Here is a 15,627-nt window from a genome sequence, read left to right as displayed (position 1 = left end):
TCCCGACCGCCGGAGCCGACCCCGCAGGAGGCGCCCCGTGAGCCCACCCCGCATCGTCGGCGTCGGCCGCACCGGCGTCGCACCGCCGCGTACGGGAGGCTCTTCACCGGCGCGCCGGTGCGGGGGCAGCCGCTGCGACAGGACCGGCGGCCCCGCCGGCCGCTCCTCGACACCGCCCGAGGAGGCCACCTCGCAGGGGGTGCTTCTGGACGACGGGGAGCCCGTCGAAACGCGTACGCCGGCCCGGCGCGCCGGCGTACGGCCGCTGGACACCGCACGGCAGCAGGCGGCTCGGATCCGGCGGCCCGACGAGCCACCGGGGGAGGACCGCCCCACCGGCAAGCACCCGCACGGTCCACAGCCCGAGCGGCACTCGCAGTCCAAGGAGGACTCCCATGACCGACAGTGAAGAACAGCTGGAGAACCTCGCACGGCAGCTGCGCGTCGACTCCGTCCGGGCCGCGGACGCCGCGGGCTCCGGGCACCCCACCTCGTCGATGTCCGCCGCCGACCTGATGGCGGTGCTCATCGGCCGTCACTTCCACTACGACTTCGACCGGCCCGACCACCCCGGCAACGACCGGTTCATCCTCTCCAAGGGCCACGCGTCGCCGCTGCTCTACGCCGCGTACAAGGCGTGTGGGGTCCTCACCGACGAGGAACTGCTCACTTTCCGCGAGCAGGGCAGCCGCCTCCAGGGACACCCCACGCCGCGCGCCCTGCCCTGGGTCGAGGTCGCCACCGGGTCGCTCGGCCAGGGGCTGCCCGTCGGCGTCGGCATGGCCCTGTCCGGCAAGCGCCTCGACCGGATCCCCTACCGCGTCTGGGTACTGTGCGGCGACAGCGAACTCGCCGAGGGCTCGGTCTGGGAGGCCGCCGAGCACGCCGGGTACGAGAACCTCGGCAACCTCACCGCGATCATCGACGTCAACCGCCTCGGCCAGCGCGGCCCGACCCGCCACGAGTGGCAGCTGAACGCCTACGCCGACCGGTTCAGGGCGTTCGGCTGGCATGTCGTCGAGGTCGACGGGCACGACATCGACGCGGTCGACCGCGCCTTCGACGAGGCCGCGTCCACCGTCGGAAAGCCCACCGTGGTCCTCGCCCGCACCGTCAAGGGCAAGGGCGTCGCCTCCGCGGAGAACCGCGAGGGCCTGCACGGCAAGCCGCTGCCGGATGCCGAGGCGGCCGTCGCGGAACTCGGCGGGGTGAGCGATGTCCACGTAGAGGTGCGCAAGCCGGCCGCGGCCCGAGCGCTGCACGCGGTACGCAGCGGCCACCTCGAACTGCCCCGCTACGAACCGGGTGAATCCGTCGCCACCCGCGACGCGTTCGGCCGGGCGCTGACCGCGCTCGGCACCGCCCGCGGCGACGTGGTCGCCCTGGACGGCGAGGTCGGCGACTCGACACGGGCGGAGTACTTCGCCAAGGAGCACCCCGACCGGTACTTCGAGTGCTACATCGCCGAGCAGGAACTCGTCGCGGCCGCCGTGGGCCTCGCGGCCCGCGGCTGGGTGCCGTACGCGTCGACGTTCGCGGCGTTCCTCACCCGCGCCCACGACTTCGTGCGGATGGCGGCCATCAGCGGCGCCGGCATCAACCTCGTCGGCTCGCACGCGGGCGTCGCGATCGGCCAGGACGGCCCGTCGCAGATGGGCCTCGAGGACCTCGCGCTCTTTCGCGCGGTGCACGGCTCCACGGTCCTCTACCCGTGCGACGCCCACCAGACGGGGCAGCTCGTCGCGCAGATGGCGGGGCTCGACGGGGTCCGCTACCTGCGTACCTCGCGCGGCGACGCGCCCGTCATCTACGGCCCCGGCGAGGAGTTCCCCGTCGGCGGCTCCAAGGTGCTGCGCTCCAGCGACGAGGACCGCCTGACCGTGGTGGCCGCGGGCGTGACCCTCCACGAGGCGCTGGCCGCCGCGGAGACGCTCGACGGACAGGGCATCCCGGTGCGCGTCATCGACCTGTACTCCGTCAAGCCCGTCGACCGCCGCACCCTGCGCGAGGCGGCCGAGCAGACCGGCTGCCTGCTCACCGTGGAGGACCACCGCGAGCAGGGCGGTCTCGGCGACGCGGTCCTCGACGCGTTCACCGACGGCAGGCCGGTGCCGCGCCTCGCACGGCTCGCCGTGCGGACGATGCCGGGTTCGGCGTCGCCCGACGAGCAGCTGCGCGCGGCGGGCATCGACGCGGGGTCGATCGCGGCCGCGGCCCGGCTCCTGGTCGAGGAGGGCGTGGTCAGCTGAGCGCGGCCGGTCGAGCACGGTCAGCGGTGGGGCGCCGCCCTGAACCAGGCGTTCGCCGCGGGCCGGAACATCAGCACCGTCGCCGCGCACAGGGCGACCAGGTGCAGCACGTGGCTGCCGCCGAACAGGACGTCGAGCACCCCCGCCTCCCGTACGGCGTCGGCGAGCGCCCGCCCGTCGACCGGCGGGCGGGCGGGCCCGGCCGACAAGGACAGCGCGGCGAGCGCCCCGAGCCCGGCGGCCAGCACCTGCCGGGCCCAGCGGGCGCCGCGCCGCATCCGCACCGCGACCAGGACGGCGGCCGAGAACACCGCCATGCGCAGCGGCGCCCCGCCGGCGAACCAGTCGGGGCTGCCGTCGGCGGTCTCCCGCAGGACGCCGAGCACCGTCTCGAAGACGCCCGCCGCGACGGCGACGAGCCAGAGCGCGAAGGACGCCGCCACGACGGCGGGCGCCGGTGGCTCTTCGGTCCCGGGGAGCATGCGGGCCAGGCCCCGCGGCTCGGGCGAGCGGGGCCGGGGGCGCGGGACGCGGGACGGGCCGGGGGCCCGCGTCGGATCGGGGCGGTGGGTCGCGTCGGGGCTGTGCGTCATGGCGGGCCTCACGGGAGCGGGAGCGGGAAACGAGGAGACGTCCGGCGGAAGCGTGAGAAGCGGCACGTCCGGTCGGTACCTGCGATCCTCGCGGCCCGCGCGCCCTCGGACACGCCCGCCGTCCCCCCACTTCCGGGTGGTGCCAGCCACCCTCCCGACCAGGGTGAACACCACCGTTCCCGAGGAACTCGCGGTGACTGGCGAGGCGGGCCCGGGGTACTCGGGTCACTCGATGGACCCGCGACGGACCCGGCGGAGAGCGCCGAAGGGACGGCGCTCGGCCAGGCCCGGCACAAGCTGTGCGCGCCGCGTGGCCGAGGTCCGCGGGACCGTGGCCGGATTACGCAGCGATCACGTTTGGCCAAGGCTCATCAGGTAACTCGGAGGGGGAGGTGAACATGGCCGATACACCACGCAAGACGACAAGCAGCAAGACAGCGGCTGAAAAGCCGTCCAATACCAAGGATTCGGGCAGCGGTACGGACCGCGGCCACGACGCGCTGCCGGGCCCCATGGCGGTCCTGCGCCAAGGTCGCGACCAGCTCGCCGAGCTGACCGGCATGACGTCCGAGTCGGTGTCGTCCTTCGAGCGCACCGAGGACGGGTGGAGGTTGGAGATCGAGGTCCTCGAACTGGCCCGGGTCCCCGACACCATGAGCCTCCTCGCCAGCTACGAAGTGCAGCTGGATCCGCAGGGCGAGCTCACCGGCTACCGGCGGGTGCGCCGCTACGAGCGCGGACGCTCGTAACCGCGCGGCACGTGAGATCCGCAAGGAACGGCAGAACAGACAAGATCTAGGAGGCAGAGTCGGTATGACCGTAGTCCCGGCACAACAGTCCGGCGGCGGAGGTGGCACCAGTGGCCTGTACGACGTCGTGGAACTCATCCTCGACCGAGGACTCGTCATCGACGCCTTCATCCGCGTTTCCCTCGTCGGCATCGAGATCCTCAAGATCGACGTCCGTGTCGTCGTCGCGAGCGTCGACACCTATCTGAGGTTCGCCGAGGCGTGCAACCGCCTCGACCTGGAAACCGGGCAGAAGAAGGACCCCGGCCTGCCCGGCCTCGTCGGCGAGATCACGGAGTCCGGCGCCAAGGGCAAGTCCAAGGGGGCGCTCTCCGGAGCGGCCGAGACCATATCGGACGCCTTCAAGCAGTCCCGTGAGGAAGGCCAGAGCCAGTCGGAGGAACGTCCGCGCCGACGGTCCTCGGCCTCCCGCCGGAAGGAGGAGAGCGAATGACCACGTACGTCTACGGCATCGCGAGCAGCTCCCACCCGGCGCTGCCGGACGGCATGGAGGGCATCGGCCGTCCTGCCTGTCCCGTGCGCGTCCTGAAGAACGGCGTGCTCGCCGCCATCGTGAGCGACGCCCCCGAGGACCTCAAGCCCAAGCGGCGTGACCTCCTCGCGCACCAGAACGTGCTCTCGGAGGCGGGCGCCGCGGGCTCCGTGCTCCCGATGCGCTTCGGCAGCCTCGCCCCGGACGACGAGACGGTCGTCTCCGTCCTCGGCGAGCGTTCCGACCACTACGAGGAGCGCCTGCGCACCCTTGAGGGCAAGGCCGAGTACAACGTGAAGGCCTCCCACCACGAAGAGGCCGTGCTGCACCAGGTCCTCGCCGAGAACCCGGATCTGCGCGCCATGGTCGAGGCCAGCCAGCGCGAGGGCGGCGGCAGCCAGGAACAGAAGCTGCAGCTGGGCGAGATGGTCTCCTCCCATGTGCGGGCCCGTGAGACGAGCGACGCCATCGAGGTGCGACGCGCCCTGGAACCGGCCGCCGAGGCGGTCGGCGACGGCCCCGAGGGCACCGGCTGGCTGGCGAACCTCTCGTTCCTGGTGAACCGCAAGTCCTCGGAGGGCTTCCTCGCCGCTGTCGAGGAACTCCGGGCCAACCAGCCGCACCTGGACCTGCGGGTCCACGGTCCGCTGCCCCCGTACAGCTTCGTCGACCCGGGGCCCGCCGAACCGGCGGAGTGACCGGTGTGACCGGAGTGACCTCATGGGACTGATAGGCGAACTGCTCATGCTGCCCCTGGCCCCTGCCCGTGGCTCCCTCTGGGTGCTCAGGCAGGTGGTCGACGAGGCGGAGCGGCAGTACTACGACCCCTCGGCGATCCGTCGTGAACTCTCCCGCCTGGAGGAACTCCTGGAGGCGGGAGAGATCGACGAGGCCGAGTTCGAGCGGTGCGAGGACCAGCTCCTCGACCGACTGCAGCACAGCACAGGACAGGACTTCTGAGAATGAACCGACTGGCAGTAGGCCTCGCCGTGGGCGCGGGATACGTCCTCGGCCGTACGAAGAAGGCGAAGTTCGCGTTCGCTGTCGGCAGCATGGTGGCCGGCAAGCGGCTCAACCTGAGCCCCAAGGCGCTGGGCACGATGGTGACCCAGCAGCTGGAGAACAACCCGCAGTTCAAGGAGATCGGCGACCAGCTGCGCCAGGACCTGCGGGGCGTGGGCAAGGCCGCCACCGGCTCGCTCCTCAACCGGCAGCTGGAAGGTCTCGCCGACCGCCTGCACGACCGCACGCTCGGCGTGCAGGACCGGATATCCGGCGTGGTGCCCGAGGACATCAAGGGCACGGTCAAGCAGGACGACCGTGACGACGACGGATATGACGACGATGCCGAAGAGACCGACGTAGCCGCCGAGGACGACCGGGACGAGGACACACGGTCCGACCGGTCCGAGTCGCGCAAGAAGGCACCGGCGAAGAGGGCGCGGCCGAAGTCGGGCGCCAGGCCGGACACGGACTCCGCCCCGAAGGCGGCCGCGAAGAAGGCTCCGGCCAAGAAGACCGCACAGAGCACGGCCCGCAAGACCGCCCAGAAGAAGTCGACCGCGGCGGCCCGCGGCACCGCCAGGAGGACCACCTCCTCGGCCCGGACGGGTGGCAGGACCAAGGGAGGCGACGACCGTGGCTGAGTCCCCCCTGAGCAACATCGCACGCGGCCCGGCGGTCGACCGCCTGAAGGAGGAGGCGCAGGCCTACCTCATGGCCCAGGTCGAGCGCGCGCTCGTCGGCGTCGGCCACCGGCTCGGCGACGCCACCGTCAAGCTGAACGACATCGCGGACGGCAAGAGCCCCGGCTTCGGCAAGCTGGCCCTGTCGGCGGGCAAGAAGGTCGCCGAGGGCAAGGGACCTGTGCGCAGTGCCCTCGAACTCGGCGGCAGCCACCTCAAGGACAAGGTCACCGGCGCCTTCAAGAGCCTCGGCGGCAAGCGCAAGAAGGGCGGCGGCGGGCAGAAGCCCACGGTCATCCTGGAATCCATCGACGTGGGCGTGTCCCTGCGCGACGCGTACGACCAGTGGACCCAGTACCAGGAGTTCTCCACCTTCGCCAAGGGCGTCAAGGGCGCCACCGTGGCCAACGACACGGACTCCGACTGGCAGCTCAAGGTCTTCTGGTCGAGCCGCAGTTGGAAGGCGCACACCACCGAGCAGGTGCCGGACCAGCGGATCACCTGGACATCGGAGGGCGCCAAGGGCACGACCAAGGGCGTCGTCACCTTCCACCGGCTCGCCGAGAACCTCACCCGGGTGCTGCTCGTCATCGAGTACTACCCGAAGGGGCTCTTCGAGAAGACCGGCAACATCTGGCGCGCCCAGGGCCGCAGGGCCCGTCTCGACCTCAAGAACTTCGCCCGGCACATCTCCATGCGCGGCGAGGCGAGCGACGGCTGGCGCGGTGAGATCCGCGACGGCGAGGTCGTCCACAGCCACGAGGACGCCGTGGCCGAGGAGGAAGAGGCCGAGGAGCAGAAGGCCCAGGACGAGCAGGACTCCGAGGACGGCCGGGAGACCGCCGACCAGGACGCCGCGGCCGAGGCCGACGAGGCCGACGAGGAAGAAGCCGCGGACGAGCCGGAGGCCGAGTACGACGAGGAGGACGAGGAGTTGGAAGACCGGGAGGACGAGCCGGTCGAGGAGTACGAGGACGAGGACGAGCCCGAGGAGGAATTCGAGGACGAGCCCGAGGCCGAGTACGACGAAGAGGCCGAGGAAGAGGCCGACGCCGACGAGGAGAAGCGGCGTGAGTACGCCGAGTCGGCCGGCGGCGGACGAGGGCGTCGATGACGACCTCCTCCAGCGGTGGCCTGCCCAGCCCCTACGGCGGCAGTGGGGGCGGGGCCAACCTCGCCGACATCCTCGAACGTGTCCTGGACAAGGGCATCGTCATTGCCGGCGACATCAAGATCAACCTGCTCGACATCGAACTGCTCACCATCAAGCTCCGTCTCATCGTCGCCTCGGTCGACAAGGCCAAGGAGATGGGCATCGACTGGTGGGAGAGCGATCCGGCACTCTCCACGGGAGCGCGCAGCGGCGAACTCGCCAGGGAGAACGCCGAGTTGAAGCAACGTCTGGCGGAGCTCGAGGAACGGGTGGCCCTGGCGCCGGCCGAATCGGCCGAGCCGGCCGAGAAGAAGAAGGAGAGCCGTGGAGGCCGTGAACGCCATGAACGCTGAACCGGACGGCGACGGCCCGCGCCACGACGACCTGCGGTACGTCTACGCGGTCTGCCGACCGCTGGCCGCGCCGCTCGCCGCCGACCTCACCGGGGTCGGCGGCGAGCCGCCCCGCCAGCTCGTCCACGAGGGCCTGGTGGCCCTGGTCGGGCCGGTGCCGGAGCGGGACTTCGCGGAGGGGCCGCTCCGCGCGCACCTGGAGGACCTGGACTGGCTCTCCGACACGGCCCGCGCGCACCAGCGGGTGATCGACGCGCTCACCACCGTCACCTGCCCGCTTCCGCTGCGCCTCGCGACCGTCTTCCGTGACGACAGCGGCGTGCGCGCCATGCTCCAGGAGGGGGCGGAGCGCTTCCACCGCGTCCTGGAGAGGATCGACGGGCGGGTCGAGTGGGGCGTGAAGGTCCACCTGGAGAGCGAGGAGTCCGCAGAGCCCGGGGCCGACGCCGCGCCGCGGCCGAGCAAGCCCGTCTCCGGACGGGACTACCTGCGCAACCGGCGCAGTCAGCGCACCGCCCGGGACGAGCGCTGGCAGCTGGCCGAGGGATTCGCGCAGCGCCTGCACGAGAGCCTCGCGGAGCGTGCCGACGGTGCCCGGCTGCACGCGCCGCAGAATTCCGCGCTGTCCCAGGGAACCGGCCGCAACATTCTGAACGCGGCCTACCTGGTGTCCCGCGCGCGTTCCGAGGAATTCGTCGAACTCGTGGACCGCACGAAGGACGAGCAGGAGGGGACGGGCGGTCTGCGCGTGGAGTTGACGGGCCCCTGGGCGGCGTACTCCTTCACCGGCGACGAGGACGAAAAGGAAGATTCCGCATGACCGTCGTCGAGCGCCGTGAAATCGCCCTGGTGGACCTCCTCGACCGCCTCCTCGCGGGCGGGGTCGTCATCACGGGCGACATCACGCTGCGGATCGCGGACGTCGATCTCGTGCGCATCGACCTGAACGCCCTGATCAGCTCGGTGAACGAGCAAGTGCCCTCACCGTGGCCGGAGTTGGAGTGACCCATGGAGTCAGACCGCCGCAAAAGCATGGACCTCGACCCGGACACGGTGGAGCGGGACCTGGTGAAACTGGTCCTGACCGTCGTCGAGCTGCTGCGTCAGCTGATGGAGCGCCAAGCGGTGCGCCGCTTCGACACCGGTGAGCTGAGCGAGGACCAGGAGGAGCGGATCGGCCTCACGCTGATGCTCCTGGAGGACCGGATGGCCGAACTCCGCAACCGCTACGGGCTGCGGCCCGAGGACCTGAACCTGGACCTCGGGCCGTTGGGTCCCCTGCTCCCCAGGGACTGAACCCGCCACTGCCCGCGGGACCTGGAGCCGGGGCCGCGGCGGTCCGTGTCACTTCCGGCAGAGGACTTCCCCGTGCAGCACGGCGAACCAGCCGTCCTCCTGGGCGCCCCATTCCCGCCAGGCCGCCGAAGCGGCGCGCAGCCGTTCCGTGTCCGCGTGGCCGCCCGACACCGCGCGCTCGGCGTACGCGGAGGCCACTGTGCGGTCCGCCCACAGCCCGCTCCACCAGGCCCGCTCCTCCTCGGAGCTGTAGCACCAGGTGTCCGCGGTCGCGGTGATGTCCGTGAAGCCGGCCTCGCGGGCCCAGGCCTTCAGGCGGCGGCCGGCGTCCGGCTCGCCGCCGTTGGCGCGGGCCACCCGCCGGTACAGGTCGAGCCAGTCGTCCATGGCGGGCGAGCCCGGATACCAGGTCATCGCCGCGTAGTCGGCGTCACGGGCCGCGACGATGCCGCCCGGTCGGCAGACCCGCCGCATCTCGCGCAGCGCCCGCACCGGGTCGCCCACGTGCTGCAGCACCTGATGGGCGTGGACGACACAGAACGTGTCGTCGGGGAAGTCGAGGTCGTGCACGTCCGCGACGGCGAACTCGACGTTGTCCAGGCCGCGTTCGGCGGCGGTGGCGCGCGCCTTGTCCAGGATGCCGGGGGCCCGGTCCACGCCCGTGACCCGGCCGTCCGGCACCAGCGCGGCCAGGTCGGCGGTGATGGTGCCGGGGCCGCAGCCGATGTCGAGGACCCGCATGTGCGGCTTCAGTGAGTCGAGCAGGTAGGCGGCCGAGTTGGCGGCGGTGCGCCAGGTGTGGGAACGCAGCACGGACTCGTGGTGCCCGTGTGTGTAGACGGCGGTCTCCTTCGGCATGGCGGTGCTCCCCTTCGTTCACGTGTAGGGAGCACGGTACGCCGCCATGTCGAATAATGAGACCTGCGTATCAATATGTGGTCAGCCGTGCGTCGGCCACGTGGTCAGCGGACGGCCGGCAGCGGCCGGTAGACGGTCAGCGCCTCGGGCAACTTGTCGATCGTCAACGAGCCCTGGACCCGGGTCACTTCACCGTCGTACGCCACGACCGTGCCCTTCTCGAGCCCGTCCACCCGCAGCCGGGGCAGCCGCACGCCCGCCTGGGCGGGGGAACGCACCTCCGCGCCCGTCAGCGCGGCGGCGAGCAGCCGGGCGCCGGGCCTGCGGCCGCCGTGCACGACGCGCACGTCCAGCAGCCCGTCCGCCAGGTCGAGCCTGCGGCCCGGCGTGAAACCGGAGCGGTGGTAGGTGCAGTTGCCGGCGAAGAGCATCCACAACGCCCGCTCCCTGCCCCGGAACCGGGCCGTCATCGGCCGCTCCGCGGAGCGCAGCACCTTCCACGCGGCCAGCACCGAGGCCGGCTTGCCGCCTATCCGGTGCGTCCAGTGCTCGCGCAACCGCACCAGCTCGGGGTAGACGCCGAGGCTGAACGTGTTGAGGAAGTAGCCCTCCTCGCGCCCGCCGGACCCGTCCTCGGAGGTGAAGCGGCCGACGTCGACGGCGACCGCGTCCCCCGCCTCCAGCGCGCCGGACAGATCGCGGGCGTCCTCGACCCCGAGGTCGTACGCGAAGTGGTTCAGCGTGCCGCCGGGCAGCACCGCGAGCGGCAGGTCGTTGTGGAGGGCGACGGCGGCCGCGGCGTTCACGGTGCCGTCGCCGCCGCACACGCCGAGGACCTGCGCGCGGCCCGCCGCCTTCGCCAGCGCGGTGCCGAGGTCCGCGGGCTCGGCCACGACGATCTCCGCCTCCGGCAGCGCGTCGTGCAGCGCCTTCACGCGCTGCGACGTGCCCGCCCCCGCGTTGGCCACCAGGACCAGACCCGCGCCACCCGGCAGCGCGGGAGCCGTCACCCGGGGCCGCCCCGGCGGTGCCAGCTGCGCCCGCGTCGGCACCAGACCGCGTACCGCGAACGCGGCGCCCGCCCCCAGCGCCCCGCCCACCAGGACGTCGCTCGGGAAGTGCGCCCCCGTGTAGATGCGGGACACCGCGACGGCGGCCGCCAGCGGCGCGACGACCGCGCCCCACGCCCGCGACTCCAGCGCCACCCCCGTGGCGAAGGCGGCGGCGGACGCCGAGTGGCCCGAGGGGAAGGACGTGGTGATCGGCTGCCGCTTGAGCTGCCGGATCAGGGGCACCGTGTCGAGGAGCGGCCGGGCGCGGCGCACCGAGCGCTTGCCCAGGGTGTTGATGGTCGCGGAGGCCAGGGCCAGCGAGGCCACCCCGCGCACGGCGGCCCGCCGGGCCCTCGGGGTGCCCGTCGCGGCGATCCCCGCGGCCGTCGCGAACCACAGCACACCGTGGTTGGCACTGCGGCTGAGCCGGGGCAGCACCCGGTCGGCGCCGGGCCAGTGCCGCGCGGCGACCGCTTCGAAGAGCCGGCTGTCGAGCGAGACGAGGCGGGCCTTGAACGGCCGGTGTTCGGTGGCGGGGCGGGACAGGTCGATGCCGGACATGTCAGGTGAGTCAGCGCACATGGCCACCGCGTACCCCGGGCGCCACACTTCAGGCTCCCGCCCGCGGGAGCCGCCCCGATCCGGGCCGCTGCCGCCCCGGCCCGCAAACGGTTTGCCCGGGCACCCCCCGGCCACGGAGAATCCCGCACATGGGACATCTGGAAGCCGCACACCTCGAGTACTACTTGCCGGACGGGCGGGCGCTGCTCGGTGATGTCTCCTTCCGCGTCGGCGAGGGAGCCGTCGTCGCCCTCGTCGGGGCGAACGGCGCGGGCAAGACCACCTTGCTCCGCCTGATCTCGGGCGAGCTCCAGCCGCACGGCGGCGGCGTCAACGTCAGCGGCGGGCTCGGCGTGATGCCCCAGTTCGTCGGCTCCGTGCGCGACGGGAGCACCGTGCGCGACCTGCTCGTCTCCGTGGCGCAGCCGAGGATCCGCGAGGCCGCGAAGGCCGTGGACGCCGCCGAGCACGCGATCATGACGGTCGACGACGAGGCCGCCCAGATGACGTACGCCCAGGCGCTCTCCGACTGGGCGGAGGTCCAAGGGTACGAGGCCGAGACGCTCTGGGACATCTGCACCATGGCCGCGCTCGGCGTCCCCTACGACAAGGCGCAGTTCCGCGAGGTCCGCACGCTCTCCGGCGGCGAGCAGAAGCGCCTCGTCCTGGAGGCCCTGCTGCGCGGCACCGACGAGGTGCTCCTCCTCGACGAGCCGGACAACTACCTCGACGTACCGGGCAAGCGCTGGCTGGAGGGACAGCTCAAGGAGACCCGCAAGACCGTCCTGTTCGTCTCCCACGACCGGGAGCTGCTCGCCCGCGCCGCCGAGAAGATCGTCAGCGTCGAGCAGAGCCCCGAGGGCGCCGACGCGTGGGTGCACGGCGGCGGCTTCGAGACGTTCCACGAGGCCCGCAAGGAGCGCTTCGCGCGCTTCGAGGAGCTGCGCCGCCGCTGGGACGAGAAGCACGAGCAGCTGAAGAAGCTGGTGCGCACCCTGCGCCAGGCCGCCGACGTCAGCCATGAGATGGCCTCGCGCTACCACGCGGCCCAGACCAGGCTCCGCAAGTTCGAGGAGGCCGGACCGCCGCCCGAGCCGCCGCGCGAGCAGGACATCACCATGCGCCTGCACGGCGGACGCACCGGCGTGCGGGCGGTGACCTGCGCGGGCCTGGAGCTCACCGGCCTGATGCAGCCCTTCGACCTGGAGGTCTTCTACGGCGAGCGGGTCGCGGTCCTCGGCTCGAACGGCTCGGGCAAGTCGCACTTCCTGCGCCTGCTCGCGGGCGACGACGTCACGCACACCGGCGCCTGGAAGCTGGGCGCGCGCGTCGTGCCCGGCCACTTCGCGCAGACCCACTCGCACCCCGAGCTGGTGGGCCGCCCGCTCCTGGACATCCTGTGGCGCGAGCACGCGCAGGACCGGGGCGCCGCGATGTCCCGGCTGCGGCGGTACGAGCTGACCAAGCAGGCCGAACAGAACTTCGAGCGGCTCTCGGGTGGCCAGCAGGCCCGCTTCCAGATTCTCCTGCTCGAACTGGAGGGCTGTACGGCCCTGCTCCTCGACGAGCCCACCGACAACCTCGACCTGGAGTCCGCCGAGGCCCTGCAGGAAGGTCTTGAGGCCTTCCAGGGCACGGTCCTCGCCGTCACCCACGACCGCTGGTTCGCCCGCTCCTTCGACCGCTATCTGGTCTTCGGCAGCGACGGCCGGGTGCGCGAGACGCCGGAGCCGGTGTGGGACGAGCGACGGGTCGACCGCGTGCGGTAGATCCGTCCGCCCGCCCCACGTGCGGGCTCCGACGGGCCTTGAGCCTCGTGCCTCGTGTCCCGTGTCCTCAGCCGAAGACCGGGCGCGCCTGCCCGTCGTGCCTGCCGCCCGGCGTCGCCCGGCACGTCACGTCCTTGGCCGGCAGCCTGCCGGTGACCAGATAGGACGTGGCGGTGTCCTGCGCGCACCGGTTGGCCGGGCCCGCGGACATGCCGTACGCCACCCCGTGCCCCTCGCCCTCGTCGACGGTCACCATCCGGGAGCCCTTGAGCGCGCGGTGCATGCCCCGGGCGGCCGTCAGCGGGGTCTGCGAGTCCCACTCGTTCTGCAGGATCAGGGTGCCGGCCCGGTTGTCGACCTCGGTGACCGGCTCCAGGGGCCGGTCCCAGAAGGCGCAGGGCGTGATGGTGGAGGCGAAGTCCCCGAACAGCGGGTAGCGGGCGGCGTCGCGGACCGAGTCACGCAGGTACGTCCGCGGATCGCGCGGCGACGGTGCGTCGCCGCACACGACGGACCACAGTGCGGAGACGCTGTTGTCCGGGATCTCCGGCGGGGTCGGGAACTCGGGGACCGGCTTGCCCGCGGCGGCGTCCTTGAGCAGGGCGACGAGCTCGGCGGCACTGCGTACGGTGAAGAACTCGCGCCGCAGAACGGCGCGGATGCCGGTGCCGGTGAGCTTGTCGTCGCCCACGACGATCGGGTCGCGGTCGGCCCGCTCCACCAAGCCCCAGAAGGTCGCCCGGACCGCGGCCGGGGTCCGGCCGAGCCCGAACTCCCCGGCGTGCCCCGCCGTCCACCGCGACCACCGCTCGAACGCGGGCTCGACCTCCGGTGCCCACAGCCGGAACATCTCGCGCCACATGCGTTTCGGATCGACGGCGCTGTCCAGGACGAACCGGTCGGCGCGCCCGGGGAACAGCTGCGTGTAGTAGGCGCCCAGCGCGGTCCCGTACGAGACGCCGAAGTAGGAGATCCTCTGCTCGCCCAGGACGGCCCGCAGGACGTCCATGTCCCGGGCGGTGTTGGGGGTCGTGATGTGCGCGAGGACGTCGCCCGCCTTCGCGCGGCACTTGTCCGCCACCGTCCTGGCCCAGGCGACGTTCTGGTCGAACGGCCGGTAAGGGCGCGGCCATTGCTGCTCGGACTCGGCGAGGCCGCAGTTCACGGGGGTGCTCGCGCCGATGCCTCGGGGGTCGAACCCGATCAGGTCGTACCGGTCGGTCACGGACTTGGGCATCGTCTCGGACAGCAGCAGCGGCAGGTCGAGGCCGGGGCCACCGGGTCCGCCCGGGTTGGAGAGCAGCACGCCGTGGCGCCGGTCCGGGTCGCCGGCCCTGATCCGGGATATCGCGAGGTCGATGGAGGTGGCGCCGGGGGCGCGGTAGTCGAGGGGCACCTTGATCGTGGCGCACTGGTAGGCGGCGGGTGTGTCGGCGCCGCATCTCTTCCAGTGCGGCGTCTGCTGCGTGTAGCGGGCCGGGACGGCCGCGGCGCTGTGCCGCTGGGGCTGGGGCTGGGGCTGGGGCTGGGCCGAGGCGCTGGTGGCGCCGACGAGGCCCGGAGCCAGGACGGCGGTCGCGCCGAGGGCGAGGAGGGGCAGGAGGCGGCGTCGCGATGCGGAGTGGGGCACGGGGCGGTCCTTCCGTTCGGAAAAGCTCTGCCGCTCGTGTGGACGCGGAAAACAGCGCCCTGCCTCCCCTGCGGGACTGTCGTTTCAGGACATTCGCGTGCTTCCTGTAAGCGCGGATCGCACCGATCGCGCCGTGCGATGCGCGCGCGGACCCGGTGCGGTGCATTCTGGGTAGTGCGGGCCGACCGGGTACCCGGTGACGCAGGGAGCGACGCGACAGAGCGATCGGAGCGGTCCATGAACGGAGTCGATCCGGGCACGCTGGACGACCAGCAGCTCATCAAGGAGCTGGAGACGATCCACCGCACCCGTCACACCACGCTGCTGCACGGCTCGAACGACGCCCTGCGGGTCCACAACGAGCGCATGGCACAGCTGGAGGGCGAGTACCTGCGCCGTCATCCGCGCAGGTCGGTGTCGAGCGGCCGGACCCGCGCGGGCGCGCGGGAGAGGGGAACCACGGGCTCATGACGGGTACGACAGACCACACCGACGGCGCCGACGAGGCGGGGGAGGGGGCGTCCCTCCTCGCCCGCCACGGCGAGGCGCTCGACCTCTTCACCGACCGGGTGCACGCCGTCCGCGGCGACCAGTGGGACGACCCCACCCCCTGTACCGACTGGACCGTACGCGACCTGGTCAACCACCTCACGTCCGAACAGCTGTGGGTGCCGCCGCTGGTCCGCGACGGCGCCACCATGGAGTCCGTCGGCGACTCCTTCGACGGCGACATGCTCGGCCCCGACCCGGTCACGTCCTGGGACACCGCGGCGGCCGCCTCGCGCGCCGCCTTCCGCGAGCGGGGCGCCCTGGACCGCACGGTGCACCTCTCCTTCGGGGAGACCGACGCCGCCTTCTACTGCGGGCAGATGACCACCGACCTCGTCGTGCACGCCTGGGACCTCTCCCGCGCGATCGGCGCCGACGAGAGTCTCCCCGCAGGCCTGGTGGACTTCGTGACGGGTGAAGTATCGCCGTACGCGGCCGAGTTGGCGAAGAGCGAACTCTTCGCCCCGGCGGTGGAGCCGCCGCCCGACGCCGACGCGCAGACGAAACTGCTGAACCTCCTGGGACGCCGGGTGTGACACCGGCCCCGCCCTCACCTCGCCCCGGTCTTTCGTGCCGTTGCCACGGGGGAACCTGGTGG

General features: G+C 72.4%; 19 protein-coding genes. 15 read left to right on the top strand and 4 right to left on the bottom strand.

Annotated features, from left to right (window positions below):
- Nucleotides 1–37: 37 nt before the first annotated feature.
- Nucleotides 38–409: a hypothetical protein gene (locus ACZ592_RS14590; protein WP_471581867.1), complete on the top strand. Its 372-nt coding sequence runs from the start codon at nt 38–40 to the stop codon at nt 407–409.
- A complete protein-coding gene (locus ACZ592_RS14585; RefSeq protein ID WP_471581866.1) occupies nt 396–2,249 on the top strand; it encodes a transketolase in 1,854 nt (617 codons plus the stop codon). The genes ACZ592_RS14590 and ACZ592_RS14585 overlap by 14 nt, the downstream gene beginning before the upstream one ends.
- 20 nt (nt 2,250–2,269) lie before the next feature.
- Here the strand turns inward: ACZ592_RS14585 and ACZ592_RS14580 are convergent, their stop codons facing one another.
- Nucleotides 2,270–2,842: a hypothetical protein gene (locus tag ACZ592_RS14580; RefSeq protein ID WP_471581865.1), complete on the bottom strand. Its 573-nt coding sequence runs from the start codon at nt 2,840–2,842 to the stop codon at nt 2,270–2,272.
- A 398-nt stretch (nt 2,843–3,240) separates the two neighbouring features.
- Between ACZ592_RS14580 and ACZ592_RS14575 the strand changes: the two genes are divergently transcribed.
- The 10 genes from ACZ592_RS14575 to ACZ592_RS14530 all read left to right on the top strand — a co-directional run bounded on the left by ACZ592_RS14575 (nt 3,241) and on the right by ACZ592_RS14530 (nt 8,610).
- The gene (locus ACZ592_RS14575; protein ID WP_471581864.1) at nt 3,241–3,591 is read left to right on the top strand and encodes a gas vesicle protein GvpO; all 351 of its coding nucleotides are present in this window, start codon (nt 3,241–3,243) and stop codon (nt 3,589–3,591) included.
- Between the two features lie 64 nt (nt 3,592–3,655).
- Nucleotides 3,656–4,084 carry a gas vesicle structural protein GvpA gene (locus tag ACZ592_RS14570; protein ID WP_471581863.1) on the top strand — a complete coding sequence of 143 codons (429 nt, stop codon included), beginning with the start codon at nt 3,656–3,658 and terminating at the stop codon, nt 4,082–4,084.
- Nucleotides 4,081–4,821: a GvpL/GvpF family gas vesicle protein gene (locus ACZ592_RS14565; RefSeq protein ID WP_471581862.1), complete on the top strand. Its 741-nt coding sequence runs from the start codon at nt 4,081–4,083 to the stop codon at nt 4,819–4,821. Before ACZ592_RS14570 ends, ACZ592_RS14565 begins: the two co-directional genes overlap by 4 nt.
- Nucleotides 4,822–4,843: 22 nt before the next feature.
- Nucleotides 4,844–5,083, top strand: a complete 240-nt coding sequence (locus tag ACZ592_RS14560) for a gas vesicle protein GvpG (RefSeq protein ID WP_471581861.1) — start codon at nt 4,844–4,846, stop codon at nt 5,081–5,083.
- A 2-nt stretch (nt 5,084–5,085) separates the two neighbouring features.
- Entirely contained in the window at nt 5,086–5,769 is a 684-nt protein-coding gene (locus ACZ592_RS14555; RefSeq protein WP_471581860.1) for a DNA primase, read from the top strand.
- On the top strand, nt 5,762–6,922 hold the full coding sequence (locus tag ACZ592_RS14550; protein WP_471581859.1) for an SRPBCC family protein: 1,161 nt from the start codon (nt 5,762–5,764) through the stop codon (nt 6,920–6,922). Before ACZ592_RS14555 ends, ACZ592_RS14550 begins: the two co-directional genes overlap by 8 nt.
- Nucleotides 6,919–7,314, top strand: coding sequence for a gas vesicle protein (locus tag ACZ592_RS14545; protein ID WP_471581858.1), 396 nt, complete (start codon nt 6,919–6,921; stop codon nt 7,312–7,314). Before ACZ592_RS14550 ends, ACZ592_RS14545 begins: the two co-directional genes overlap by 4 nt.
- Nucleotides 7,304–8,134 (top strand): GvpL/GvpF family gas vesicle protein, encoded by an 831-nt coding sequence (locus tag ACZ592_RS14540; protein ID WP_471581857.1) that lies wholly within the window; start codon nt 7,304–7,306, stop codon nt 8,132–8,134. Before ACZ592_RS14545 ends, ACZ592_RS14540 begins: the two co-directional genes overlap by 11 nt.
- Nucleotides 8,131–8,319: a gas vesicle protein gene (locus tag ACZ592_RS14535; RefSeq protein ID WP_219688115.1), complete on the top strand. Its 189-nt coding sequence runs from the start codon at nt 8,131–8,133 to the stop codon at nt 8,317–8,319. Before ACZ592_RS14540 ends, ACZ592_RS14535 begins: the two co-directional genes overlap by 4 nt.
- Nucleotides 8,320–8,322: 3 nt before the next feature.
- Nucleotides 8,323–8,610, top strand: coding sequence for a gas vesicle protein K (locus ACZ592_RS14530; protein ID WP_471581856.1), 288 nt, complete (start codon nt 8,323–8,325; stop codon nt 8,608–8,610).
- A gap of 48 nt (nt 8,611–8,658) precedes the next feature.
- Here the strand turns inward: ACZ592_RS14530 and ACZ592_RS14525 are convergent, their stop codons facing one another.
- Together ACZ592_RS14525 and ACZ592_RS14520 are read right to left on the bottom strand one after the other, a co-directional pair.
- The gene (locus tag ACZ592_RS14525) at nt 8,659–9,468 is read right to left on the bottom strand and encodes a methyltransferase domain-containing protein (RefSeq protein ID WP_471581855.1); all 810 of its coding nucleotides are present in this window, start codon (nt 9,466–9,468) and stop codon (nt 8,659–8,661) included.
- 104 nt (nt 9,469–9,572) lie between these two features.
- Nucleotides 9,573–11,081, bottom strand: coding sequence for a phosphatase PAP2 family protein (locus ACZ592_RS14520; RefSeq protein WP_471581854.1), 1,509 nt, complete (start codon nt 11,079–11,081; stop codon nt 9,573–9,575).
- A gap of 149 nt (nt 11,082–11,230) precedes the next feature.
- Here ACZ592_RS14520 and ACZ592_RS14515 point away from each other — a divergent pair, with 149 nt between their 5' ends.
- The gene (locus tag ACZ592_RS14515; RefSeq protein WP_471581853.1) at nt 11,231–12,850 is read left to right on the top strand and encodes an ABC-F family ATP-binding cassette domain-containing protein; all 1,620 of its coding nucleotides are present in this window, start codon (nt 11,231–11,233) and stop codon (nt 12,848–12,850) included.
- 67 nt (nt 12,851–12,917) lie between these two features.
- On the opposite strand, the gene ACZ592_RS14510 is transcribed toward ACZ592_RS14515, so the two are convergent.
- Nucleotides 12,918–14,480, bottom strand: a complete 1,563-nt coding sequence (locus ACZ592_RS14510) for an alpha/beta hydrolase (RefSeq protein WP_471581852.1) — start codon at nt 14,478–14,480, stop codon at nt 12,918–12,920.
- Between the two features lie 237 nt (nt 14,481–14,717).
- On the opposite strand from ACZ592_RS14510, the gene ACZ592_RS14505 reads away from it, so the two are divergent.
- Both ACZ592_RS14505 and ACZ592_RS14500 read left to right on the top strand, forming a co-directional pair.
- Complete coding sequence (locus ACZ592_RS14505) at nt 14,718–14,951, top strand: DUF6158 family protein (protein WP_471581851.1); 234 nt, start codon at nt 14,718–14,720, stop codon at nt 14,949–14,951.
- Entirely contained in the window at nt 14,948–15,565 is a 618-nt protein-coding gene (locus ACZ592_RS14500) for a TIGR03086 family metal-binding protein (protein ID WP_471581850.1), read from the top strand. The genes ACZ592_RS14505 and ACZ592_RS14500 overlap by 4 nt, the downstream gene beginning before the upstream one ends.
- The last annotated feature ends 62 nt before the right edge of the window (nt 15,566–15,627 follow it).

It is taken from the genome of Streptomyces sp. NPDC040622 (assembly GCF_055593965.1).
This window is presented reverse-complemented; position numbering and strand designations above follow the sequence as displayed.

Excerpts from the sequence above, each read along its gene's own strand:
- ACZ592_RS14530 (WP_471581856.1), top strand. The coding sequence starts at position 8,323 with ATGGAGTCAGACCGCCGCAAAAGCATGGACCTCGACCCGGACACGGTG.
- ACZ592_RS14545 (WP_471581858.1), top strand. The coding sequence starts at position 6,919 with ATGACGACCTCCTCCAGCGGTGGCCTGCCCAGCCCCTACGGCGGCAGT.
- ACZ592_RS14560 (WP_471581861.1), top strand. The coding sequence starts at position 4,844 with ATGGGACTGATAGGCGAACTGCTCATGCTGCCCCTGGCCCCTGCCCGT.
- ACZ592_RS14540 (WP_471581857.1), top strand. The coding sequence starts at position 7,304 with ATGAACGCTGAACCGGACGGCGACGGCCCGCGCCACGACGACCTGCGG.
- ACZ592_RS14525 (WP_471581855.1), bottom strand. The coding sequence starts at position 9,468 with ATGCCGAAGGAGACCGCCGTCTACACACACGGGCACCACGAGTCCGTG.
- ACZ592_RS14515 (WP_471581853.1), top strand. The coding sequence starts at position 11,231 with ATGGGACATCTGGAAGCCGCACACCTCGAGTACTACTTGCCGGACGGG.
- ACZ592_RS14520 (WP_471581854.1), bottom strand. The coding sequence starts at position 11,081 with ATGTCCGGCATCGACCTGTCCCGCCCCGCCACCGAACACCGGCCGTTC.
- ACZ592_RS14505 (WP_471581851.1), top strand. The coding sequence starts at position 14,718 with ATGAACGGAGTCGATCCGGGCACGCTGGACGACCAGCAGCTCATCAAG.
- ACZ592_RS14585 (WP_471581866.1), top strand. The coding sequence starts at position 396 with ATGACCGACAGTGAAGAACAGCTGGAGAACCTCGCACGGCAGCTGCGC.
- ACZ592_RS14555 (WP_471581860.1), top strand. The coding sequence starts at position 5,086 with ATGAACCGACTGGCAGTAGGCCTCGCCGTGGGCGCGGGATACGTCCTC.
- ACZ592_RS14570 (WP_471581863.1), top strand. The coding sequence starts at position 3,656 with ATGACCGTAGTCCCGGCACAACAGTCCGGCGGCGGAGGTGGCACCAGT.
- ACZ592_RS14500 (WP_471581850.1), top strand. The coding sequence starts at position 14,948 with ATGACGGGTACGACAGACCACACCGACGGCGCCGACGAGGCGGGGGAG.
- ACZ592_RS14565 (WP_471581862.1), top strand. The coding sequence starts at position 4,081 with ATGACCACGTACGTCTACGGCATCGCGAGCAGCTCCCACCCGGCGCTG.
- ACZ592_RS14575 (WP_471581864.1), top strand. The coding sequence starts at position 3,241 with ATGGCCGATACACCACGCAAGACGACAAGCAGCAAGACAGCGGCTGAA.
- ACZ592_RS14535 (WP_219688115.1), top strand. The coding sequence starts at position 8,131 with ATGACCGTCGTCGAGCGCCGTGAAATCGCCCTGGTGGACCTCCTCGAC.
- ACZ592_RS14580 (WP_471581865.1), bottom strand. The coding sequence starts at position 2,842 with ATGACGCACAGCCCCGACGCGACCCACCGCCCCGATCCGACGCGGGCC.